Source organism: Streptomyces sp. NPDC058257 (assembly GCF_042881845.1).
Taxonomy (GTDB): domain Bacteria; phylum Actinomycetota; class Actinomycetes; order Streptomycetales; family Streptomycetaceae; genus Streptomyces.
This window is the reverse complement of record NZ_JBHVXJ010000004.1, coordinates 446,971-466,479: the sequence shown is the minus strand read 5'-3', so window position 1 is coordinate 466,479 and position 19,509 is coordinate 446,971. Positions and strand designations below refer to the sequence as shown.

Sequence of the window (19,509 nt, the reverse complement as noted above, 5' to 3'; positions counted from 1 at the left end):
TCCCGACAGGGGTACGGGCCCCTCGTGCGTACGCCCCCCGATGTGCGCCCCCTCGTGTGTCTGGGATCCGTGAGAGACGCTTGCACTCGTAGGGGTCGAGTGCTAATCATTGGCGTTAGCACTCTCCGAGTGAGAGTGACAGAACTTGGATCGGGTCGGTGAGGCCCGCAGGCCGGGTGGGGCAAGGAACCACAAGGCTTGCAGGCCGTCCGTCGCGGGCACCGATGCGATCCGGAGCATGCCACCCCTGTCCGGGAGGACCACTTCACATGGCCAAGATCATCGCGTTCGACGAGGAGGCACGGCGCGGCCTCGAGCGCGGCATGAACCAGCTCGCCGACGCCGTCAAGGTGACCCTGGGCCCCAAGGGTCGCAACGTCGTCCTCGAGAAGAAGTGGGGTGCCCCCACGATCACCAACGATGGTGTTTCCATCGCCAAGGAGATCGAGCTCGAGGACCCGTACGAGAAGATCGGCGCCGAGCTGGTCAAGGAGGTCGCGAAGAAGACGGACGACGTCGCCGGTGACGGCACGACGACCGCGACCGTCCTGGCGCAGGCGCTGGTCCGCGAGGGCCTGCGCAACGTAGCCGCCGGTGCCAACCCGATGGCCCTCAAGCGTGGCATCGAGAAGGCCGTCGAGGCCGTCTCGGGCGCCCTTCTTGAGCAGGCCGTGGACGTGGAGACCAAGGAGCAGATCGCTTCGACCGCCTCCATCTCCGCCGCCGACACCCAGATCGGCGAGCTCATCGCCGAGGCGATGGACAAGGTCGGCAAGGAAGGCGTCATCACCGTCGAGGAGTCGCAGACCTTCGGGCTTGAGCTTGAGCTCACCGAGGGCATGCGCTTCGACAAGGGCTACATCTCGGCGTACTTCGCCACCGACATGGAGCGTATGGAGGCGTCGCTCGACGACCCGTACATCCTGATCGTCAACTCGAAGATCTCGAACGTGAAGGACCTCCTTCCGCTCCTCGAGAAGGTCATGCAGTCCGGCAAGCCGCTGCTGATCATCGCCGAGGACGTCGAGGGCGAGGCCCTGTCGACCCTGGTCGTCAACAAGATCCGTGGCACCTTCAAGTCCGTCGCCGTCAAGGCCCCGGGCTTCGGTGACCGCCGCAAGGCCATGCTCGGCGACATCGCCATCCTCACCGGTGGCACCGTCATCTCCGAGGAGGTCGGCCTCAAGCTGGAGAACGCCGGTCTCGACCTGCTCGGCCGTGCCCGCAAGGTCGTCATCACCAAGGACGAGACCACGATCGTCGACGGCTCCGGTGAGAGCGACCAGGTCCAGGGTCGCGTCAACCAGATCCGCGCCGAGATCGAGAACTCGGACAGCGACTACGACCGCGAGAAGCTGCAGGAGCGCCTGGCGAAGCTCGCCGGCGGTGTTGCGGTCATCAAGGCCGGTGCCGCGACCGAGGTGGAGCTCAAGGAGCGCAAGCACCGCATCGAGGACGCCGTTCGCAACGCGAAGGCCGCCGTCGAAGAGGGCATCGTCGCCGGTGGTGGCGTGGCCCTCATCCAGGCCGCCGCTGTCTTCGAGAAGCTTGAGCTCGAAGGCGACGAGGCCACCGGTGCCGCCGCTGTGAAGCTGGCCCTTGAGGCCCCGCTGAAGCAGATCGCGGTCAACGCCGGCCTTGAGGGTGGTGTCGTCGTCGAGAAGGTGCGCAACCTGACCGTCGGCCACGGCCTGAACGCCGCGACCGGTGAGTACGTCGACATGATCGCCGAGGGCATCCTCGACCCGGCGAAGGTCACGCGCTCTGCCCTGCAGAACGCCGCGTCGATCGCCGCGCTGTTCCTCACCACCGAGGCCGTCATCGCCGACAAGCCGGAGAAGGCGGGCGCTGCCCCGGCCGGCGGCGGCATGCCGGGCGGTGACATGGACTTCTGAGCCTCTTCGGCTCGGTAGGCCAGTCTTCACGTACCGAGGGCGGTATCCCTTCTCAGGAAGGGGTACCGCCCTCGGGCGTTGCCAGGGCGTAGGCGATGCCGTCGTCGATGTCGGACTCAAGTCCCTTGCGGCCCGGCCGCCGCTCACCGCCTGCCCCCAGGAGGGGATCAGTCCGGCAGCCGGTCCATGATCCAGGTGCAGAGCTCCTCGGTGACCAGGGTGTGGCCCTCGTTCTGGCCGGCGCAGAGGTACTCGTCGAGTTCGCTCTCCTCGGCCTTCTCCGTGAAGGGCTCGTACAGCTTGTCCTGGCTGTCGATGTCGCGCAGGGCGACCGCGCTGACGGAGGGCACGAAGCAGTGCTCGCGGATCTCGGCCTCGGAGCCAAGGCCGATGATGGCGGGGATCTTGTTCAGCTCGTCGGCGAGGATGCCGAAGCCCTCCAGGGTGCCGCCGGGCGCGCCATCGACCTCGGGCAGATCAGATGTGCGGATCTGCGGCTTGCGCAGGGTCACCACCCGCAGCTGCGCGACGAGCTTCTCCTGGCCCGCGGGCTGCGTGTAGAGGTGGGTTCCGGTGATGGCCAGGCCCCGGCCGTGGAACGCCCGCTCGCCGGGGCCGATGCCGTTGGCAAGTCCGGTGCGCACGCCGTTGGCGACGCCGATCTTCTTCGGGCGGCGCGGCCAGCCGCCGACCCGCTCCAGCTCGGCGAGGAACTCGACGCGCTCCTTGTCGATCTCGGGGGTGTCGTCCCACTCGGAGATGTGCTGCCACAGGAGCTGGCGCGCGGCCGGGCTGTTGATCTGGTTCGAGAAGGCCGCGTTGAGCCGCCGGATGTAGTGCGCGAACGACTGAAGCGCGATGGGGATCCAGGCGCCGCGGTGCGGGCTGTCGAAGGAGAAGTACAGCGCGGTCTGGTGGTCGACCTTCTCGTGTTCCATCTTGGCGAGCGCGTACCGCGTGATGAGACCGCCCATGCTGAAGCCGCCGACGGTCAGCGGGTGGTCGCCCGTGCGCCGCGCGATCGCCTCCTGGATCGCCGATTTGGCGGCCTTGGCGTTGTCCAGGATGGACGCGCTGCGCTCGTCGAAGCCGAGCAGGATGACGTCGTAGCCGCGATTGCGCAGCTCGCTGATGAACGGGTACGGCCCCCGCTCGATGATCTCCCAGGAGAAGTCCAGCTCGCTGGGCCCGCTGTTGAAGCCGTCGGCGAGGATCACCGGCTTGACGAGCCCGTGCTTGGAGTTGGCGAGGTACACCCAGGCCCTGCCGCCGGGAAGGGTCCATTCCTGGTCGGGGTCGGGCGCGGCTGCGGGGGCTTCCCTGGCTTCGCGGGGGCCGGGGGCCAGGGTGATGTGGGCGGCGGCCCCGAAGGCCTCGGCGATCTGCCGTTCGTCGGGCGCGTTGCCTTCCGTCGGCTCGTTGGGCTCGGTCATGAAGGGTCCCCTCCGGTGGTGCGGCTCCGATGCCGGGATGACGTGCGGTGTCATCTTCGGTACGTCGGTTGGCCGCCGGAAGGAGAGCGGGACCCTTTCGGACAGCGGGGTGTTGGCCGCTTTCGTCTGTGCCGTACGGGGGCGGGCGCCGCCGGGCCTGGGCGAGGGCGGGCGCGGCGGTTACGGCGGTTACGGGTGTGGCGTGGTGGTGTTCGACTCGGTCAGGGTCCGCGCGATGACGCGGGGGAAGTATGTCCCGAAGGTGACGGGAGCGCTCGCCATGTGAATCGATGTGGACCCTGGTAATCGATTATCCATTGGATCGTCTATTGTGTAGTCATGAGTCAGACGCCCCACACCTCGCCACAGGCGGGGAAGCAGATGCTCTCCGAGCAGGTCTACACACGCCTGCGGGACGCGATCATGCGCGGCGATCACGCTCCCGGTGACCCCCTCAAACCCCAGGACCTCGCCAAAGAGCAGGGCGTGAGCCTGGCCGTCGTGCGCGAGGCGCTCGTGCGGGTGGTGGGCGACGGCCTCGCCGACCGGCTGCCCAACCGCGGCTTCGCCGTCCCTGCCTTCTCCGACCGCCGCTGGCAGGACATCGCGGAGGCCCGCAGGGCCGTCGAACCGGTCATGCTGCGCATGTCCGTCGAGCGCGGCGACGTCGACTGGGAGGCCCGTGTACGAGCCGCCCACCACCGTCTGACCCGCATCCCGGCCTTCGAGCCGGAGGAGGGCGAGTACTACAGCAGCGCATGGGCCGAGGCCCACCGGGTCTTCCACCGCACGCTGCTCGATGGCTGCGGCAACGCCGTACTCCTTGAGACCTTCGACCGGATGTGGACCGCGAGCGAGCTGGCCCGCCGCTGGTCGGCGCACCGCAACCCCGGCCGGGACGGCGCCCTGGAGCATCGCCGCCTTGAGGAGGCGGCGCTCGCCCGCGACGCCGACACCGCCGCCGATGTCCTCACCCGGCACCTCACCCAGACCGCGGCCGGACTGGCCGACTGCCCCCACCACGAACCCACCGACGAACCCACAGACGAACCCACCGACGGAACCGGAGCCACAGCATGACGTCCATCGAGGCCAGCACAGGCCGCCACTGCCACAACGCCGTCAACCCTCTGCACGTGGCCATGTACTTCGCTCCGGAGACGGAGGAAGAACTCACGGCACTCGGCCTTGAGCGAGGCCCCATGGTCTACCTCGCGGGCCGCGCCGCACCGCTCGGGCCTGTCGAGGCGGGCACCGTCACAGCGACGTTCTTCAACTTCAACCACGAGCACGTACGGCGGTACATCCCCGCCGCGTGGACCGTCACCGCACCGGAGAGGGTGCTCACGGCGCGGCTGCGCGGCGCGGACCGGACGCTGCGGCGGCTGCTCGGGGCGGAGGCCCTCATATCCAAGGAGATGACCGAGGCGGCCGAACTGGCGCTGCGGGCCACCGAAGCGTGCCTCAGGGAGGCGCGTCCGCTGTACGCCGCCAACGCCGACCTCCCCGTACCCGAAGAACCGCACCTCGCCCTGTGGCATGCGGCGACGCTGCTGCGCGAGCACCGGGGTGACGGTCACCTCGTCGCCCTGACGATGGCCGGTCTGTCCGGCATCGAGGCGGTGGTCCTGCACAACGCCACCGGCAAGGCGCCGACATCGGCACTCTTCATGCGGACGCGCGGGTGGTCCGAGCGGCAATGGGACGCCGCCCGGGAGCAGTTGCGCGAGCGTGGCCTGCTGGACGGGGCGGGGGACCTCACGGGGGCGGGCACGGCTCTGCGCGCGGAGACCGAGGCGCTCACCGACCGCCTCGATGCGGCCCCGTACGCCCACCTCGGCCCGGCGGCCACCGCCCGCCTCACCGAACTGGCCGGTGGCTTCTCCGGGATCCTCAGGGCTGCGGGCGCGTTCCCGGCGGTGCACTTCGGCAGGTGAGGACGGCAGGGGCGTGGGGGCGGTTGGGGCGTCGGGTCAGTCGGCGTAGTCCTTGAGCTCTTCGGTTTCGAGGGTGATGCCGACGGGGGCGGGGAGCTGCACAGCGGCTCCCCACGGGTAGGACGGAGCCTGCTGGTACCGGCCGTCCTTCGGGTCGCTGAACACGGTGAGAGTGTTGTCGTCGCGGTCGATGAGGAGGTAGACGGGGATGTCGGCCTCGCCGTAGCCGATCGGCTTGTCGATCCGGTCGCGCTGGTTGGTGTCGTTGTCGCGGGAGGTGATCTCGACGGCCATGAGGACGCCCTCGGGATCGGACCACTCCCCGTGTCCCCTGAAGTGGCCTACCGGCGCGAGGGAGCCGTCCGTGCGGGCGCGGCCCTTGCGGTACGCCTCGACCTTGAGACCGCGTTCGGGCATCAGGTTCAGGTCCGGGCGATGCTGCATGCACTGGCGCAGCAGCCACATGAAGATCTCGCCGCGGCTGCCGTCAGGCACGGCCTTGACCTCAAGCCTTCCGTTGATGAACTCCAGCCGCACGGTTTCCGGGGCATGGTGCTCGATCTCCTCGAAGTCCTCGACGGACATCTGCGGGCTCTCTTCGGTGCTGGGGGTCATGGCGTCGCCTCCTCCTTTACAACGGCCCCGCTTCCGGCGTGGATGGGTGCGGGGTTTCGGGTCGCCGCAGCGCGGGCTTGTGCCGCGTGGGCGCGGACCTCGGTGGGGCCCAGGGCGGTGCGGTGACGCACGGGTTCGCCCCGGCACGGGCCGCAGGTGCCGCCGGGCAGGGCTTCGGGGCGGCCGGGTGCGCCGCATCTTCCGCACTCCAGTACGCGAAGTGCGGGGCGGGGCGCCGGCTCCGGAGGGAGCTTGCTCTTGAGGCGGCTGCGGACGAGGGCCGCCGGGCTGTGGACCGGGGTGGGCAGCCCTGCGGTGAGGGCGCGGAGGATGTCCGGCTCCGTCGCCCCACGCGTGAACCACTCGGTGACCTGGGGTTCGAGGGCGACGCAGTCCGCGTACGCGAGCGACAGCGCGGGGGCCGTCCGGCCCAGAGCCGCGAGGAGGATGAAGGCGCGGCTACGGGTGGGGTGCCGGGGTCTGCTCGCTTCCGGCTCCGGCTCCTTCTCCGGTACGTCGCCACGCGTGAACGCCGCCCACCAGACGTCGTCCCGCGCCGTCCGGGAGAACCACGTCCGGGTGACCCAGCGGGCGCTGCCGGATCCGCGCACGTGTTCGCTGCCTCGGCGCAAGTGGCCTGCTGCCTGGAGCCTGTTGAGGGCGGTACGGAGAGCGCACTGGCCGTACGGGAGGTGCTTGGCCAGGGTCTTTACGGAGATGTCCGCGCCGTCGGGAAGCCGGTCGAGGTACGCGGCGATGGACGCTTCGCGGGGCGGGAGGTGGGTGAAGTCGTGCGCGGTGCGTCGGAGTTGTCCGGGCGCCGAGCGTTTTCCGTAGCCCGGATTGGCCATCGGGTGCGGGTCTGCGTGCACAGAGCGGAAGGCGGCACTAAGCTGAGTATCAGCCATCGGATCGACTGCTTTCGATCTTGGTGGTCAGGCCCCCGCAGGTGTTGCTAGCACCTGACGGGGGTTGTTTTTGTTCGTTAATCGGGCACGGTAGAGCGTTGTCACGTTGCGTGGCAAGTCGAACTCCGAAAGTGATCGACTGTGCCAACTCGCAGGGAGGGCGGGTGGGTTGAGGCCCGCCTCCCGTTCCTTGAAAAGAGGGCTCGCGGCTTGCGGCTTGAGCCCCGGGGTCAGCTGGCCTTGAGGTCCGCGATGAACTCGGACCAGCTGGCGGCCCGGAACACGAGCTTCGGGCCTGTGGGGTTCTTGGAGTCGCGGACGGGGACGAGTTCGGGGTGACCGTCGGCTACCTCTAGGCAGTTGCCGCCCTCCCCGCCGCTGTACGTGGACTTGCGCCAGCGGGCCATCTCCAGGCAGTTGCCTCCGTCAGGGCCGCTGTAGCTGGACTTGTGCCAGGTGGCCGCGCTCAGGTCGTACTCGTACTCACGGTTGCTGTTCTCCATGCTCATAATCCTGCGCCACCGACTCAATCAGGACCAGGGACTTCTGAGGGGATAGCGCTGCGGCCTGGAGGAGGCTGAACGTCAAGGTATGGCGAGTGACGGTGGCCGGATCGTCTATGAGCTTGCCCATGTCCGGTCCTTCGACGAAGGAGAGCGGGGGTGCATCCTCGAACTCCATGAGTTTCAGGGAACCGGTCATGGAGGCGTGTGCCCCGGCTCCGAATGGCAGTACCTGCACGATGGCCCGGTGCTTGCGTGCGAGAGCCGCCACGTGGCGGAGGGCCTCCGCCGCCACCCCCACGCCGCCGACCTTCCTCCTGAGAGCGGCCTCGTCGAGGATGGCCCACAACAACGGGGTTGTTGGGTCGTCGAGCAGGTGAGCCCGTTCGAGACGGGCCACGACGAGGGCGTTGATCTTTTCGTCCAGGCCTGTCGGGTGGTAGGCGCGGAAAACCGCCTCCGCGTACGCGCCTGTCTGGAGCAATCCTGGAATCAGCGTCGCCGTGTACTCCTTGACGGCTGTGGCAACGGCCTCCGCCTCCGCAGCCTCCGCGAAGTGATCCGGATACTTGGACTTGGCGACGGCCTTGCAGTTGCGGGTGAAGAAGCCCCCCGTATCGAGGACTTCGTCGAAGTGGTGGGCGTACTCCAGGTGCATCCGGCGCGTACCGGCCTCCAGCTGGCCGATGAAGGAGCCGCTGACGAAGAGCGGGGCGCCCAGCGCGTCCTGGCTGAGGCCCGCACGTTCGCGGGCGTGGCGGAGTTCGCAGCCGAGGAGGGCTCGGGGGTTCGATGAGGGGTCGAGGTCCTTGGGGCGGGTCATGGGCAACTCCTGCACCGAACAAGGGGGTTTGTTGGGTCGCCGACGCTTCTCAGGGTACGCAGTACCGGACACGCTGGGTGACGAAACGGAAACACCCAGTGTGAAAGGCGGGGCGCATGGCGCTGACAGTGGAGGAACGGGTACGGGCGGCCGAGGAGGTCGTCCGGCAGCTGAGAGCGGGCCTCGAAGGGGCCGGGGTCACGCTGCCGTCCCTGCGGATGGATCCGCTGACGGCGGCGGCGGAAGGGGCCTTGCCGCTGGTGGAGTTGGGGCGCTGCAATCTCGACACGGCGTTGCGTCTTGCCGCCGTACTGGAGGGCCCACGGTGAACGACGGCGATCCGAGCGTGCCGGAGGCGGGGACGTACGCCGTCGACTACCGGGACGGCAGCGTGGGGCAGGTCATGGGGTGCGAGGGCGGTCTCGTACAGCTGAGGCCGCTCGGCGGTGGCCGGGAGTGGGACTGCCCGCCGGAGAAGGTGGGGGAGGCGCCGCCGGGCGAGGTGCTGCGGGAACGAGTGCGGGAGCTGAACCGGCAGGGTCAGGCGAGGCCGCGATGAGCGGGTCGCCGCCTCGGTCGCTCGTTCGTGGGACGCTGGGGAAAAGCGGTCAACGACCGCAGGCTCGTCGATCTACGCTCACGCGCCGCAGGCTTCAAGAGAAGGGACCCGCGATGACCGCAGCACTGGTCGAGCACGACACGGCTCCTGACCGCCGTTCGTGGGACCTCCTGCTCAAGGCGTGGCGTGAGCTGGATGTGCCGGAGGGCTGGCACGCCGAGATCGATGAAGGGCAGATTGTCTTGGTACCCCCGCCGCACAGGCATCACAACGGAATCGCAGCCATGCTGCACAGGGTGCTCTATGGGGTGATCTCCGAGAAACTGGAGGTCTACCAGACCCTCGGCGTCCACATCGCGCCCTTGGACAAGTTGTACGTGCCCGACCTGGTGCTGGCTCCCCGGGATGTCGTCGACGCCGCCGACCCCGACACCAACGACCCCCTGAACGCGTCGGAAGCCCTGCTCGTCGTGGAGATCACGTCGCAGAGCAACGCCAAGGACGACCGCACCAAGAAGCTGTGGGCCTATGCGCATGCCCCGGTTCCGGTCTACCTCCTCGTGGATCGCTTCGATGAGCACGGCCCGACAGCCACGTTGTTCACCGGCCCGCAGAACGGGGCGTACAAGCACGCCGAGCGGGTGCCGTTCGGGGAGAGCCTCAAGCTGCCGGATCCGTTCGCGGCGACGGTGGATACCGCCGACTTCCCCGGTTGACCGGTGATCGAAATGTCGCTGACACGCATCGAAATCGACGACGAGGTACTGGCGACCGCCATGCGTCTCGGGGAACACCGGACGAAGAGGGCGGCGGTCTCACATGCCCTGCAGGCGTACAACGATCGACTGAGGCGGCGACCGTAGGCGGGACGCGTGGTCGGCGTCGGCCTCACTGATGCAGGGCGGCACCCGGCCAGCTGGGTGCCGCCCTCGGGTGTGGGAGAGGTCAGACCCCGGCGGGTGACTTGGCCGGGTCCGTGGACGGGGCAGGGGAATCCGCGACGGCCTGCTCGGGGGCTGTCGTGGTGGTCGTGTCGACGTTCAGTTCGATCAACATCTGCTTGCTGAAGCCGAAGAAGTACGTCGCGAAGAAGCCCACCACGTAGCCGACGAGCAGGCCGCCACCGTAGATCGCGACCGTCAGGCCCAGGCCCTTGTTGCCGTCCAGGAGCGGGAACAGGGCCCAGCCCGACGGGCCGATCGCCGTGGAGCCGACCTTCTCGCCGATCATCGAGAAGAAGCCGATGAACGCACCGCCCGCCGCGCCGCCCACGCACGCAGTGATGAAGGGGCGGCCGAGGGGGAGTGAGACGCCGTAGATGAGGGGTTCGCCCACGCCCAGGAAGCCCGCCGGGAGTGCCGACTTGATCGTCGTACGGATCGACGTGTTGTTCTTCAGGCGCTTGTAGACCGCGATCGCGCAGCCCACCTGGCCCGCGCCCGCCATCGCCAGAATGGGGAGCAGGACCGTGAAGCCCTGCTGCTCGATGAGCGTGGTGTGGATGGGGATCAGTGCCTGGTGCAGGCCCAGCATCACCAGGGGCAGGAACAGACCGCCGAGGACCAGGCCCGCGAACGCGCCCGTGTTGTCCAGGAGCCAGTTCGCCGCCGTACCGATGCCCGTCGAGACCTCGCCCGCCAGGAACATCAGGCCGAAGATCGTGACCAGGCCGGAGAGCAGGACCGTGATGGTGGGGGTGACCAGGACGTCAAGCGCCTCCGGGACCCACCTCCTGCACCACTTCTCGATGTACGTGGCGAGGACCGCCGCTCCCAGGGCGCCCAGGACTCCGCCCTGGCCCGGTGACAGCTTCTGGCCGAACGCCTCGATGTTCGCCACACCCGCGTACACGATGATCGCCGCCACCGCGCCGCCCAGAATCGGCGTACCGCCGAACTCCTTCGCCGTGTTGAAGCCCACGAACACCGCGATCAGCGCCATGAAGCCGGAGGCGATCGCCGCGAGCGCCGGGGTGATGCCCGGCAGCCACTCCAGGTTGATCAGGAGGCCGTTGATGCCCGCGATGATGCCGCAGCCGATGAGGGCCGGGATCAGCGGCACGAAGATGTTCGCGATGCGGCGCAGGAAGAGCTTGAACGGGGTGGCGTTCTTCTCCTTGCGGGCCGCCCGGATGGCTGCCCCCTGCGTCGCCAACTCGTCCGCGGTGAGCACGTGTTCGGCGGGTGCCGTCGGGGTCGCGGTCGGGGCCGCGGACGCCTCCTCCGCCACCAAGGCCTCGAACTCCGGGGTGACACGGGCGACGATCCCCGGGCCGAGCACGATCTGGTACGTGTCGTCGTCGACCACGCCCATCACGGCGGGCAGCGCCTTCAGTGCCTCGTCGTCGACCAGCGAGCGGTCGGCGAGGCCCAGGCGCAGGCGTGTCATGCAGTGGGCGATGGACGTGACGTTCCGGGCGCCGCCGACGAGGGGCAGGATCGCGGCGGCTGTGGCGCGGTTCTTGTCAGTTGCCATGGTGCGGGTGCCTTGCTGTGTGCAGGGTGGCGCTGTTCGGTCAGCGGCAGGAGGGGGAGGTGGGGCAGGTGGGGCAGGTAGGTCAGATGGGGCAGATGGGAGGGGTGCGGCAGGTGGGTCAGGTGGGTCAGGTGGTGGTGCGGGGCGTTCGTGCCGTGTCGAGTGCGTCCCTGAGGTGGCCGTCCGACGACGCGAGCAGGTCGGCCGCCGTGTGGCCGTCGACTCCGCCGAGGATGGTGAGGATGGCGTTCTTCACCTCCCCATCGGTGGAGGCGAGCGCGGCCTCGATCTCCTCGTCGGACGCGCCGGTGGCGAGGGAGACGATCCGCCGCGAGCGGGCGCGCAGCTTCTCGTTCGACGCGCGTACGTCCACCATCAGGTTTCCGTACGTCTTGCCGAGGCGGATCATCGTGATCGTCGACAGCATGTTGAGGACGAGCTTCTGGGCCGTGCCCGCTTTCAGGCGGGTGGAGCCGGTGAGCAGCTCCGGGCCGACGACGACCTCGATGCCGTGGTCGGCCGCCGCCGCGAGCCCGCTGCCCGCGTTGCAGGAGAGGCCGATGGTGAGTGCGCCCCGCCGCCTCGCGTGCTCCACCGCGCCGATCGCGTACGGGGTGCGGCCCGACGCCGATACGCCCACGACCACGTCGTCCGCGGTGAGGCCGAGCCCGTCCAGGTCCTCGGCCGCAAGCTCCTTGCTGTCCTCCGCGCCCTCGACCGCCGTGACCATGGCGCTCGGCCCGCCCGCGATGAGGCCGACGACCTCGGACGGGTCGGTGTTGAAGGTGGGCGGGCACTCGGAGGCGTCGAGCACTCCCAGGCGCCCGGCCGTTCCGGCGCCCGCGTAGACGAGCCTTCCGCCGCGGGCCATGCGCTCGGCGGTGGCGTCGATGGCGGCGGCGATCGCCGGGAGCTGCTCGGCGACGGCCGTCGGCACGGTGGCGTCCTCGCCGTTCATGATCTTCGCGATCTCCAGCGTGGGCTGCCGGTCGATCTCGGAGAGCTCGGGCCGGAACGCCTCGGTGGTGAGCGTGTCCAGCTGGGCGCGGAGTTCGCCGTACGTCTCTCCGCTGCCGGGGGTGGAGGAGGGAGAGGGGGTGGCGTCGGTCGTGGAGGGCATGGCGTGCGGCTCTTTCGTGTGCGGCGGCGAGGGGTGCGGGTGCGGGCGTGACGGGTGCGGGCGTGAGAGGTGGACGTGACGGGTGGGGCTCAGCGGTTGCCGCCGCGCGGGCTGTGCCGGTGCGCGAGCGCTTCGTAGGAGGCGGCGAGCGCGGGGGCCGCGCTCTCGTACGTCCGCTGGGCGACGCCCACGAACAGGCAGTCCACGACGAGCAGCTGGCTCGTACGGGACGACATCGCGGCGGGCCTGAGCTCGCTCTCGCGCGCGGTGGAGGTGGTCAGGATGTGGTCCGCGTACTGCGAGACGGGGCTACCGGGCCGCCCGGTGATCGCGATGGTCGTCGCCCCGCGCTCGAAGGCGACCCGCAGCGGCTCGATGACGTCACCGGTCGATCCGGAGTGCGTGATCGCGATCGCCACGTCCTTGGAGTGCAGGGTGACGGCGTTCGTGACGGCCAGGTGCGGGTCGGAGTGCGCGTGGGCGATGTGGCCTATGCGAAGCAGCTTCTGTGCGAGGTCCTGGGCGACGAGGCCGGAGGCGGCGACTCCGTAGATCTCGGTACGGGGTGCGACGGCGAGCGCGGCGACGGCGGCGCCGAGCTGGACGGTGTCGAGTGCGCCCGCGGTGTCGGCGAGGGTCTGCTGCTCGTCGTACGCGAGCTTCGCCACGACGTCCGCGATCGGATCGTCCACGGCGATGTCGGCGGTGACGGCGGGCGCGCGGCCCGACTGCTGCTGGGCGGCGAGCCCGGCGAGGGCGAGCCGCAGGTCGCGGTAGCCGGGGTAGCCGAGGAGGCGGGCGGTGCGGACCACCGTGGCCTCGCTGGTGCCGGTGAGTTCGGCGAGGCCGGTGACCGTGAGGGCCGCGCAGCCCGCGGGGTCGCCGGCGACGGCTTCGGCGACCAGCTGCATGGAGCGGGTCATGGACGGGGCGAGGGTCCGCACCTTGGCCGCGAGGGCGGCCGGAGCGGGGGGCGCCGCGCCCGCGAAAATTTCCTTCACGTTATTGGTCACGCCTGAAAGATATTTTCGTACCGGGGGTCGGTCAAGACCCCTTTGGTCCCGATCTCGGCTCCGGGCTCGGCTCCGGGCTCGGTCCCTCTCGGTTCCGGTCTTGGGGATGGGTGGCGCGTGGGGTGGACAATGGCTGCATGGAAGCGATCGACCCTCTGGAGCAGGCGCTGCACGCCGCTCGCGCACTTGTTCTCGCCGACCTGGTGGCCGGTGAGGTCGCCGAGGCCGAGGTCGTCTCGCTGGTCGAGGAGTCGGTGGTGCACCGCCGCTGGTGGGTCGAGCAGTGGCCCGAGGGCGTCGAGTACGTCGCGGGCCTCGTCGCCCAGGACGTACAGGACGCACTCCTGGAGCGCTATGGCCGCTGGCCGCTCTGCCCGGTCTGCGGCGCGGACGACCCGCACGCCCTGGACGTGGAACCGGAGCTCGGCCCGGACCCGCACTGGGTGTGCCCCAAGGCGGCCGTCATCGTGGCCCCGGTGGGCGGCCTGGGAGGCGGTTCGGCGGGAGGCCCGGCGAGCGGTCCGACGGGCGATCCGATGGGTGATCCGACGGGCGGCCCGGCGTGACGGTCTACATAGACCCGCCTACCTGGCCGGGGCACGGACGCATGTGGTCACACCTGGTCAGCGACTCCTCGTACGAGGAACTGCACGCGTTCGCGGCAGGCATCGGCGCCCCGACGCGCGCCTTCGAGCGCGACCACTACGACCTGCCCTCGCACCGCTACGAGGACGCGGTGCGCGCGGGCGCGGTCGAGATCGGCTCGAAGGAACTGGTGCGCAGGCTTACGGACGCGGGGCTGCGGAGGCCGAAGGGGCGTCCGGCGTAAGGGAGTTCAGCGCGAACTCGCTCTCGCCGGACGTGGTCACCACGCGGCTCGGCGCGCGCCTGTGCAGCCGCAGGGAGACGGCCACGGCGACGATCGCCACCGCCGTCATGCCCGCGCCCGCCCACGCGGTCGACGCGTAGCCGAGCTTGAGGTCGATGACCGTGCCGCCCAGCCAGGGACCGCCGGTGTTGCCCAGGTTGAACGCGGCCGTCGTGGTCGCGCCCGCGAGGGTCGGGGCGGCGCCCGCGACGTTGAACATGCGGGCGTTGAGCGCGGGGGCGGTGTAGAAGGCGGAGACGCCGAGGAGGAAGGAAAGGGCGATCGCCACGGGCGCCGTACCGGCGAAGAGGGCGAGCGCCACGAGGAAGACCGTCGAGGCCGCGGCGCCGCTCAGCATGACGCCGAAGAGATGCGCGTCCGCGATGCGACCGCCGACCGCCGTGCCGAGGAGCGCGCCCGCACCGAAGAGACCGAGGACGGTCGGGACCCAGCCCTTGTCGAGGCCCGCGACGTCCGTCAGGAGCGGGGAGAGGTAGGAGAACGCGCAGAAGACGCCGCCCGCCGCGAGCGCGGTGATCGCGATGGAGAGCCAGACCTGCCGGTCGCGGTAGATGGCCAGTTCCTGCTTGAGGCGCGGCTTCTCGGCCGGGAGCGGGATGCGCGGGATGAGCGTGAGTACGCCGACGAGGGCGATCGCGGAGGCGACGCCGACCGCCCAGAAGGCCGAACGCCAGCCGAAGTTGTCGCCGAGGAACGCACCGGCGGGCACACCGAGCACGTTCGCGATGGAGAGGCCGCCGATCATCACGGCCATGGCGCGGGCCCGCTGGTTCATCGGCACCATCGCGATGGCGACGGCCGCGCCGACCGCCCAGAACCCGGCGCAGGCGAACGCACTGACGACGCGGGACGCGAAGAGGATCTCGTACGTGGGCGCGAGGGCACCGGCGACCTGGCCCAGGCCGAAGACCGTGATGAGGGTGATGAGGGTCGTGCGGCGGGGGAGACGCAGGGTCGCCACGGCCAGGAGGGGGGCGCCGATGACCATGCCGATGGCGAAGGCGGAGATGAGCAGGCCCGCGTTGGGGATGGAGACGTTCATGTCGTCGGCGATGGGCGGCAGGAGCCCCGAGAGCATGAACTCGCTCGTGCCGAGGGCGAAGACGGCAAGGCCGAGGATGTAGACGGCTATGGGCATGCGGGTCGTGGTCGTGGTCGTGGGGGTCTTGCGGCTTGCGTTCTTCCCTGGCTCGGGGGCCGTGGGCGCAGGGGCCTTTGGGGCCTTCGAGGCCTTCGGGTCGGGATTCGGCATAACAGTTCTGAACGCTCGGGTCGCGGCTGACATTCCTTGTGGTGCCGGGCGTCTCACGTCCCCGGATGGTTCAGGGTGCGCATGAACTGCTCCGCGAGCTGTCCGGTGTCGATGGTGTCCGCGCCGCGCCCGGACAGGATGTGGAAGAAGGGCGGGCCGATCAGGAGCGCGGTCGCCTGTTCGAGCGAGAGGGCGGTGCCGCTCGACTTCCGTGCCGCTTCCACGACCTCCGCGGCGCTCTCCCCGAGGATGTCGCGGGAGGCGAGCAGCGCGGCGACGTCCGCGTCGTGCTGGGCCTCACCCAGGAGGGCGCGGTAGGCGGCGCCCGCGTGGGAGCGGGACAGGAAGGCGACGAGGGCGTCGAGATACGCCTTGATGCCCTTGCGGGGATCGTCGCTGCCGGGCACGGACAGTTCCTGCCGGGCGTCGATGGCGCTGGCCTCGTAGAGGACTTCCGCCTTGTTCGACCACCAGCGGTACACGGTCTGACGGCCCACGCCCGCCCGCTCGGCGATGCCCTTCATGGTCAGGGCCGCGTACCCGACCTCGACCAGCAGATCGTCGACGGCGTGCAGCACGGCGGCGCGTGCGCTTTCACTGCGGGGCCTGCCGCGGCCGCTTCCATCCACCATGCCGCCACTCTATACGAGGCACGGTGTCTCGTATGTGTTACCTTTACGGTGCACGGTGACTCGTTAGTCGTTCACGAGTCTCCGGCCGTGCTTCGTATGCGGTGCCGCTTATGCGGTGCTGCGTAGGCCGTGCTTCATGTACCGCAATCCCAGAAGGAATCGAGAGCAATGGTGGCTCCCACACTCGAAGGCGCCCTGCGCCCCGCGCAGCGGTCCGGCCCGGTGCTCGCCTGCGTGAGCGTGTGCACCGCCCTGGTCGTCGGATTCGTCGCGTCGATCAACCTGGCGGTGCCGCAGCTGGCCGCGAGTTCACTGCGACCGACCTCGTCGAACCTGCTGTGGATCGTCGACGCCTATGTCGTGATCTTCGCCTGCCTGGTCATCCCCGCAGGTGCGGCCGGCGACAAGCTCGGCCGCAAGGGCGTCCTCATGGCGGGGCTCGGCATATTCGCGTTCGGCGCCGTCGTGTCGGCCATGGCGCCGAACGTGACGGTCATGCTCATCGGGCGCGCCATCACGGGCCTCGGCGCCGCGTGCGTCCTGCCCAACTGCGTCGGCATCCTCCTGCACGCCACCGCCCCGGAACGGCGCCCCCACGCGCTGGCCATCTGGGCGGCGGCCTCCGGCATCGGGGGCGTCGTCGGCAACGTCGGAGGCGGCGCGGTACTGAGCACGGGCTCCTGGCGCGCGCTGTTCGTGGCGGTCGCCCTCGTCGCGGCCTGCTGCGCGGCGTGGGCGGCACGGTCGGCGCCGCGCAGCTCCCGGCACGAACGCACCCTCGACGTACCCGGCACGCTGTTGTTCGTGGCGGCCGTCGTGGCGCTGCTGATCGGCATCATCGAAGGGCCCGAACAGGGCTGGGGCAGCACGGTCGTCCTGACCGCCTTCGCCTGCAGCGTCCTGCTGAGCCTGTGCTGGGTACGTGTCGAGCTGCGCGTCCCCCACCCCATGCTCGACCCGCGGCTGTTCCGCAGTCCGGCACTCAGCAGCGCCGCCCTCGGCATGACCATCACGTTCTTCGGGAACTTCGGGCTCTTCTACGTCAACGCCTCACTCCTGCAGTACGGGCGCGGCTTCTCCGTACTGCAGGCAGGGCTCGGGATCGTCCCGCTGACCGTCCCGATCCTGCTGGGCACCCGCTACGTTCCCGGGCTCATCCGCAGCGTCGGCATCCCCGCGACACTCTCCGCCGCCTTCGCGCTCACCAGCGCGGGACTGCTCGGCCTCTCGTACGCATCGACCATGGCCTACCCCGTGTACGCGGCCGGTCTGCTCGTCATCGGGCTCGGCATCATGCTGGCCGCGCCCTGTCTGACCGCGTCGATCGCCTCCGCCCTGCCCGTGGAGAGGGCGGGCATCGCCGGAGGCCTGCAGTCCGCGACCCGCGAACTGGGCAGCGCCCTGGGTGTGGCCGTCGTCGGCACCATCCTCACGGCCGGGTTCACGCGCCACCTGCCCGACGACCTCAGCCGGCACACGCCGCTCCCGCGCACGGTGAAGGAAGCGCTCACGCTGGCCCCGGCCGATCACACCGCCGTCACCGAAGCGTTCACCCACGGCGCCAACACCGCGCTGCGCGCCGCGGCCCTCGTCGTGCTCCTGGCCGGAGCCGTCGTCGTCGCGGGCGCACGCCGCGCCCACCGCACCGCCACCGTCCCGCGGTAGCCGCGGCAGCGGGACCACACGCCACCTGACTCGGCGCCGAACGCCGACGCCGCGATCAGGGCAACTCCCACCACCCACCACCCACGACCCACCACCACCCATTCCCATCATTCACATGCCCTTCTCAGGGCGAAGGAGGTCACGCTCATGCGTGCATTTGTCACTGGAGCGACCGGCTGGATCGGCTCCGCCGTCGTCGACGAGCTCATCTCGGCGGGCCACCAGGTCATCGGCCTGGCCCGGTCCGAAGAGGCCGTGCAGGCTCTCGCGGCCAAGGGCGTCGGAGTCGTACGCGGAAACCTGGACGATCTCGACTCGCTGCGGCGGGGAGCAGCCCAGGCGGACGCGGTCATCCACATGGCCAACAAGCACGACTGGGGCAACCCCGCCGAGACCGACCGCTCCGAACGCGCCGCGGTACAGACCCTCGGCGACGCTCTGGCCGGCACCGACCGCCCGTTCGTCGTCGCCGCGCCTCTCTCCGGCCTCGTCGAGGGGCGGCCCGCCACGGAGGACGACGTCTCTCCGGCCATCGGCCCCGACTCCAACCGGGGCGGCAGCGAGAACCTCGCGCTGGACTACGTGGCCAAGGGCGTGCGGACCGTGATCACCCGGTTCTCGCCGAGCGTTCACGGCCGCGGCGACTGGGGGTTCGTCAACTTCCTCACCGCGGCAGCCCGTAAGCAGGGAGTCTCCGGCTACGTCGGCGACGGCTCCGACACCTGGTCCGCGGTGCACCGCGATGACGCCGCCCGCCTCATCCGCCTCGGCATGGAGCAGGCACCCGCGGGGACGCGGCTGCACGCCGTCGCCGAGGAGGCCGTCACCACCAAGGCGATCGCCGAGGCGATCGGCCGCAGCCTCGGCCTGCCGGTCGAATCGGTCGCGCGGCAGGACGCCGGAGCCCATTTCGGCTTCGTCGGCGGCTTCTTCGCCTCCACCATGACCGCGTCCTCCGACGCGACCAGGCGGCTCCTCTCCTGGGAGCCTGCCGGGCCGACCCTGCTCGCGGACATCGACGCGGGTGCCTACACGGCCTGACGAGACGGCCGTACCCCCGTCCCCCTTCCCCCTCTTCCCCCCTTCCCCCTCCCCTCTCCCCGAGAAGGAGCAAGCACCATGCCCACCAAGGCCCATACCCTCGCGGAACCACGCGTCTCCGCCGCCCTGACCCGCATGTTCGAAGCCGCCGACCGTGACGGTGAGGCCGCGGCACGCATGCGGGGCGTCCAGTCCTACGACCGGGCGGCGCTGTCGGCGCAGGAATACGCCGACGCGGCGCAGGAGATCTATATGCCGGTCTCCGCCGAGGGCGGCCGGCTCCTCTACAACCTCGTCCGCGCCACCAGGCCGACGACCGTCGTCGAGTTCGGCACCTCGTACGGCATCTCCACCCTGTATCTGGCCGCGGCCGTTCGCGACAACGGCACGGGCCAGGTCATCACCACGGAGATGAGCCGGGCCAAGGCGACCGCCGCCCGCGACACCTTCGCCGCCACCGGCCTCGACGACGTGATCACCGTCCTTGAGGGGAACGCCCTGGAGACGCTCGCCGAGCTACGCGAGCCGGTCGACTTCCTGTTCCTGGACGGGTGGAAGAACCTCTGCCTGCCCGTCCTGCAACTCCTCGAACCGCACATCGCCCCCGGCACCCTCGTCGTCGCCGACGACGTGGACTTCTCCGACCTCGCCCCCTACATCGACCACGTCCGCGACACCGCCAACGGCTACCACAGCGTCACGTTCCCCGTGGACGACGGCCTCGAAATCAGCTGCCGCCTCTGAGCGAG

At 70.0% G+C, this 19,509-nt stretch carries 23 protein-coding genes; 13 read left to right on the top strand and 10 right to left on the bottom strand.

Annotation, left to right across the window (positions count from 1 at the left end; all coding sequences use genetic code 11):
- Positions 1-269: 269 nt before the first annotated feature.
- Positions 270-1,895: a chaperonin GroEL gene (gene groL, locus ACFVXC_RS14540; RefSeq protein ID WP_389905209.1), complete on the top strand. Its 1,626-nt coding sequence runs from the start codon at positions 270-272 to the stop codon at positions 1,893-1,895.
- A gap of 167 nt (positions 1,896-2,062) precedes the next feature.
- Here the strand turns inward: groL and ACFVXC_RS14535 are convergent, their stop codons facing one another.
- The gene (locus ACFVXC_RS14535) at positions 2,063-3,328 is read right to left on the bottom strand and encodes an esterase/lipase family protein (RefSeq protein ID WP_389905207.1); all 1,266 of its coding nucleotides are present in this window, start codon (positions 3,326-3,328) and stop codon (positions 2,063-2,065) included.
- A gap of 37 nt (positions 3,329-3,365) precedes the next feature.
- Between ACFVXC_RS14535 and ACFVXC_RS14530 the strand changes: the two genes are divergently transcribed.
- From ACFVXC_RS14530 to ACFVXC_RS14520, 3 genes are read left to right on the top strand one after another with little or no spacing between them, the layout of a single operon-like run.
- Positions 3,366-3,614, top strand: coding sequence for a hypothetical protein (locus ACFVXC_RS14530; protein ID WP_389905206.1), 249 nt, complete (start codon positions 3,366-3,368; stop codon positions 3,612-3,614).
- A 53-nt stretch (positions 3,615-3,667) separates the two neighbouring features.
- Entirely contained in the window at positions 3,668-4,408 is a 741-nt protein-coding gene (locus ACFVXC_RS14525) for a GntR family transcriptional regulator (protein WP_389905204.1), read from the top strand.
- Positions 4,405-5,265, top strand: coding sequence for a hypothetical protein (locus tag ACFVXC_RS14520; RefSeq protein WP_389905202.1), 861 nt, complete (start codon positions 4,405-4,407; stop codon positions 5,263-5,265). The genes ACFVXC_RS14525 and ACFVXC_RS14520 overlap by 4 nt, the downstream gene beginning before the upstream one ends.
- A gap of 36 nt (positions 5,266-5,301) precedes the next feature.
- On the opposite strand, the gene ACFVXC_RS14515 is transcribed toward ACFVXC_RS14520, so the two are convergent.
- From ACFVXC_RS14515 to ACFVXC_RS14500, 4 genes are all read right to left on the bottom strand, one after another.
- Positions 5,302-5,880, bottom strand: coding sequence for a Uma2 family endonuclease (locus ACFVXC_RS14515; protein WP_389905201.1), 579 nt, complete (start codon positions 5,878-5,880; stop codon positions 5,302-5,304).
- Positions 5,877-6,731, bottom strand: a complete 855-nt coding sequence (locus tag ACFVXC_RS14510) for a hypothetical protein (protein ID WP_389905199.1) — start codon at positions 6,729-6,731, stop codon at positions 5,877-5,879. Before ACFVXC_RS14510 ends, ACFVXC_RS14515 begins: the two co-directional genes overlap by 4 nt.
- Positions 6,732-7,018: 287 nt before the next feature.
- Positions 7,019-7,291, bottom strand: coding sequence for a DUF397 domain-containing protein (locus ACFVXC_RS14505; RefSeq protein ID WP_389905198.1), 273 nt, complete (start codon positions 7,289-7,291; stop codon positions 7,019-7,021).
- Positions 7,272-8,114, bottom strand: coding sequence for a helix-turn-helix domain-containing protein (locus ACFVXC_RS14500; protein ID WP_389905196.1), 843 nt, complete (start codon positions 8,112-8,114; stop codon positions 7,272-7,274). Before ACFVXC_RS14500 ends, ACFVXC_RS14505 begins: the two co-directional genes overlap by 20 nt.
- Positions 8,115-8,230: 116 nt before the next feature.
- Here ACFVXC_RS14500 and ACFVXC_RS14495 point away from each other — a divergent pair, with 116 nt between their 5' ends.
- The 4 genes from ACFVXC_RS14495 (at position 8,231) to ACFVXC_RS14480 (ending at position 9,536) form a co-directional block, all read left to right on the top strand.
- Positions 8,231-8,443 (top strand): hypothetical protein, encoded by a 213-nt coding sequence (locus tag ACFVXC_RS14495; protein WP_389905194.1) that lies wholly within the window; start codon positions 8,231-8,233, stop codon positions 8,441-8,443.
- The gene (locus tag ACFVXC_RS14490) at positions 8,440-8,673 is read left to right on the top strand and encodes a hypothetical protein (protein ID WP_389905192.1); all 234 of its coding nucleotides are present in this window, start codon (positions 8,440-8,442) and stop codon (positions 8,671-8,673) included. The genes ACFVXC_RS14495 and ACFVXC_RS14490 overlap by 4 nt, the downstream gene beginning before the upstream one ends.
- A 113-nt stretch (positions 8,674-8,786) precedes the next feature.
- Positions 8,787-9,389 (top strand): Uma2 family endonuclease, encoded by a 603-nt coding sequence (locus tag ACFVXC_RS14485; RefSeq protein ID WP_389905190.1) that lies wholly within the window; start codon positions 8,787-8,789, stop codon positions 9,387-9,389.
- Between the two features lie 12 nt (positions 9,390-9,401).
- Positions 9,402-9,536: a type II toxin-antitoxin system VapB family antitoxin gene (locus tag ACFVXC_RS14480; protein ID WP_389905188.1), complete on the top strand. Its 135-nt coding sequence runs from the start codon at positions 9,402-9,404 to the stop codon at positions 9,534-9,536.
- Between the two features lie 82 nt (positions 9,537-9,618).
- On the opposite strand, the gene ACFVXC_RS14475 is transcribed toward ACFVXC_RS14480, so the two are convergent.
- From ACFVXC_RS14475 to ACFVXC_RS14465, 3 genes are all read right to left on the bottom strand, one after another.
- A complete protein-coding gene (locus ACFVXC_RS14475) occupies positions 9,619-11,148 on the bottom strand; it encodes a PTS transporter subunit EIIC (protein WP_389905187.1) in 1,530 nt (509 codons plus the stop codon).
- A 127-nt stretch (positions 11,149-11,275) separates the two neighbouring features.
- Complete coding sequence (gene murQ, locus ACFVXC_RS14470) at positions 11,276-12,268, bottom strand: N-acetylmuramic acid 6-phosphate etherase (protein WP_389905185.1); 993 nt, start codon at positions 12,266-12,268, stop codon at positions 11,276-11,278.
- An 89-nt stretch (positions 12,269-12,357) separates the two neighbouring features.
- Positions 12,358-13,281 carry a MurR/RpiR family transcriptional regulator gene (locus tag ACFVXC_RS14465; RefSeq protein WP_389905184.1) on the bottom strand — a complete coding sequence of 308 codons (924 nt, stop codon included), beginning with the start codon at positions 13,279-13,281 and terminating at the stop codon, positions 12,358-12,360.
- Between the two features lie 137 nt (positions 13,282-13,418).
- On the opposite strand from ACFVXC_RS14465, the gene ACFVXC_RS14460 reads away from it, so the two are divergent.
- Both ACFVXC_RS14460 and ACFVXC_RS14455 read left to right on the top strand, forming a co-directional pair.
- Positions 13,419-13,847, top strand: a complete 429-nt coding sequence (locus ACFVXC_RS14460; protein ID WP_389905182.1) for a hypothetical protein — start codon at positions 13,419-13,421, stop codon at positions 13,845-13,847.
- Positions 13,844-14,110, top strand: coding sequence for a DUF4031 domain-containing protein (locus ACFVXC_RS14455; RefSeq protein ID WP_389905180.1), 267 nt, complete (start codon positions 13,844-13,846; stop codon positions 14,108-14,110). The genes ACFVXC_RS14460 and ACFVXC_RS14455 overlap by 4 nt, the downstream gene beginning before the upstream one ends.
- On the opposite strand, the gene ACFVXC_RS14450 is transcribed toward ACFVXC_RS14455, so the two are convergent.
- On the bottom strand, positions 14,067-15,308 hold the full coding sequence (locus tag ACFVXC_RS14450) for a Cmx/CmrA family chloramphenicol efflux MFS transporter (RefSeq protein ID WP_389905178.1): 1,242 nt from the start codon (positions 15,306-15,308) through the stop codon (positions 14,067-14,069). The two genes, ACFVXC_RS14455 and ACFVXC_RS14450, sit on opposite strands and share 44 nt — an antisense overlap.
- A gap of 167 nt (positions 15,309-15,475) precedes the next feature.
- Complete coding sequence (locus tag ACFVXC_RS14445) at positions 15,476-16,054, bottom strand: TetR/AcrR family transcriptional regulator (protein ID WP_389905176.1); 579 nt, start codon at positions 16,052-16,054, stop codon at positions 15,476-15,478.
- A 168-nt stretch (positions 16,055-16,222) separates the two neighbouring features.
- Here ACFVXC_RS14445 and ACFVXC_RS14440 point away from each other — a divergent pair, with 168 nt between their 5' ends.
- The 3 genes from ACFVXC_RS14440 (at position 16,223) to ACFVXC_RS14430 (ending at position 19,504) form a co-directional block, all read left to right on the top strand.
- Positions 16,223-17,719: an MFS transporter gene (locus ACFVXC_RS14440; protein WP_389905174.1), complete on the top strand. Its 1,497-nt coding sequence runs from the start codon at positions 16,223-16,225 to the stop codon at positions 17,717-17,719.
- Positions 17,720-17,866: 147 nt separating this feature from the next.
- The gene (locus ACFVXC_RS14435) at positions 17,867-18,760 is read left to right on the top strand and encodes an SDR family oxidoreductase (protein WP_389905172.1); all 894 of its coding nucleotides are present in this window, start codon (positions 17,867-17,869) and stop codon (positions 18,758-18,760) included.
- 78 nt (positions 18,761-18,838) lie between these two features.
- The gene (locus tag ACFVXC_RS14430; RefSeq protein ID WP_389905171.1) at positions 18,839-19,504 is read left to right on the top strand and encodes an O-methyltransferase; all 666 of its coding nucleotides are present in this window, start codon (positions 18,839-18,841) and stop codon (positions 19,502-19,504) included.
- The last annotated feature ends 5 nt before the right edge of the window (positions 19,505-19,509 follow it).

Excerpts from the sequence above, each read along its gene's own strand:
- groL (WP_389905209.1), top strand. The coding sequence starts at position 270 with ATGGCCAAGATCATCGCGTTCGACGAGGAGGCACGGCGCGGCCTCGAG.
- ACFVXC_RS14535 (WP_389905207.1), bottom strand. The coding sequence starts at position 3,328 with ATGACCGAGCCCAACGAGCCGACGGAAGGCAACGCGCCCGACGAACGG.
- ACFVXC_RS14530 (WP_389905206.1), top strand. The coding sequence starts at position 3,366 with ATGACGTGCGGTGTCATCTTCGGTACGTCGGTTGGCCGCCGGAAGGAG.
- ACFVXC_RS14525 (WP_389905204.1), top strand. The coding sequence starts at position 3,668 with ATGAGTCAGACGCCCCACACCTCGCCACAGGCGGGGAAGCAGATGCTC.
- ACFVXC_RS14520 (WP_389905202.1), top strand. The coding sequence starts at position 4,405 with ATGACGTCCATCGAGGCCAGCACAGGCCGCCACTGCCACAACGCCGTC.
- ACFVXC_RS14515 (WP_389905201.1), bottom strand. The coding sequence starts at position 5,880 with ATGACCCCCAGCACCGAAGAGAGCCCGCAGATGTCCGTCGAGGACTTC.
- ACFVXC_RS14510 (WP_389905199.1), bottom strand. The coding sequence starts at position 6,731 with ATGGCCAATCCGGGCTACGGAAAACGCTCGGCGCCCGGACAACTCCGA.
- ACFVXC_RS14505 (WP_389905198.1), bottom strand. The coding sequence starts at position 7,291 with ATGGAGAACAGCAACCGTGAGTACGAGTACGACCTGAGCGCGGCCACC.
- ACFVXC_RS14500 (WP_389905196.1), bottom strand. The coding sequence starts at position 8,114 with ATGACCCGCCCCAAGGACCTCGACCCCTCATCGAACCCCCGAGCCCTC.
- ACFVXC_RS14495 (WP_389905194.1), top strand. The coding sequence starts at position 8,231 with ATGGCGCTGACAGTGGAGGAACGGGTACGGGCGGCCGAGGAGGTCGTC.
- ACFVXC_RS14485 (WP_389905190.1), top strand. The coding sequence starts at position 8,787 with ATGACCGCAGCACTGGTCGAGCACGACACGGCTCCTGACCGCCGTTCG.
- ACFVXC_RS14480 (WP_389905188.1), top strand. The coding sequence starts at position 9,402 with ATGTCGCTGACACGCATCGAAATCGACGACGAGGTACTGGCGACCGCC.
- ACFVXC_RS14475 (WP_389905187.1), bottom strand. The coding sequence starts at position 11,148 with ATGGCAACTGACAAGAACCGCGCCACAGCCGCCGCGATCCTGCCCCTC.
- murQ (WP_389905185.1), bottom strand. The coding sequence starts at position 12,268 with ATGCCCTCCACGACCGACGCCACCCCCTCTCCCTCCTCCACCCCCGGC.
- ACFVXC_RS14460 (WP_389905182.1), top strand. The coding sequence starts at position 13,419 with ATGGAAGCGATCGACCCTCTGGAGCAGGCGCTGCACGCCGCTCGCGCA.
- ACFVXC_RS14450 (WP_389905178.1), bottom strand. The coding sequence starts at position 15,308 with ATGCCCATAGCCGTCTACATCCTCGGCCTTGCCGTCTTCGCCCTCGGC.
- ACFVXC_RS14445 (WP_389905176.1), bottom strand. The coding sequence starts at position 16,054 with ATGGTGGATGGAAGCGGCCGCGGCAGGCCCCGCAGTGAAAGCGCACGC.
- ACFVXC_RS14440 (WP_389905174.1), top strand. The coding sequence starts at position 16,223 with ATGGTGGCTCCCACACTCGAAGGCGCCCTGCGCCCCGCGCAGCGGTCC.
- ACFVXC_RS14435 (WP_389905172.1), top strand. The coding sequence starts at position 17,867 with ATGCGTGCATTTGTCACTGGAGCGACCGGCTGGATCGGCTCCGCCGTC.
- ACFVXC_RS14430 (WP_389905171.1), top strand. The coding sequence starts at position 18,839 with ATGCCCACCAAGGCCCATACCCTCGCGGAACCACGCGTCTCCGCCGCC.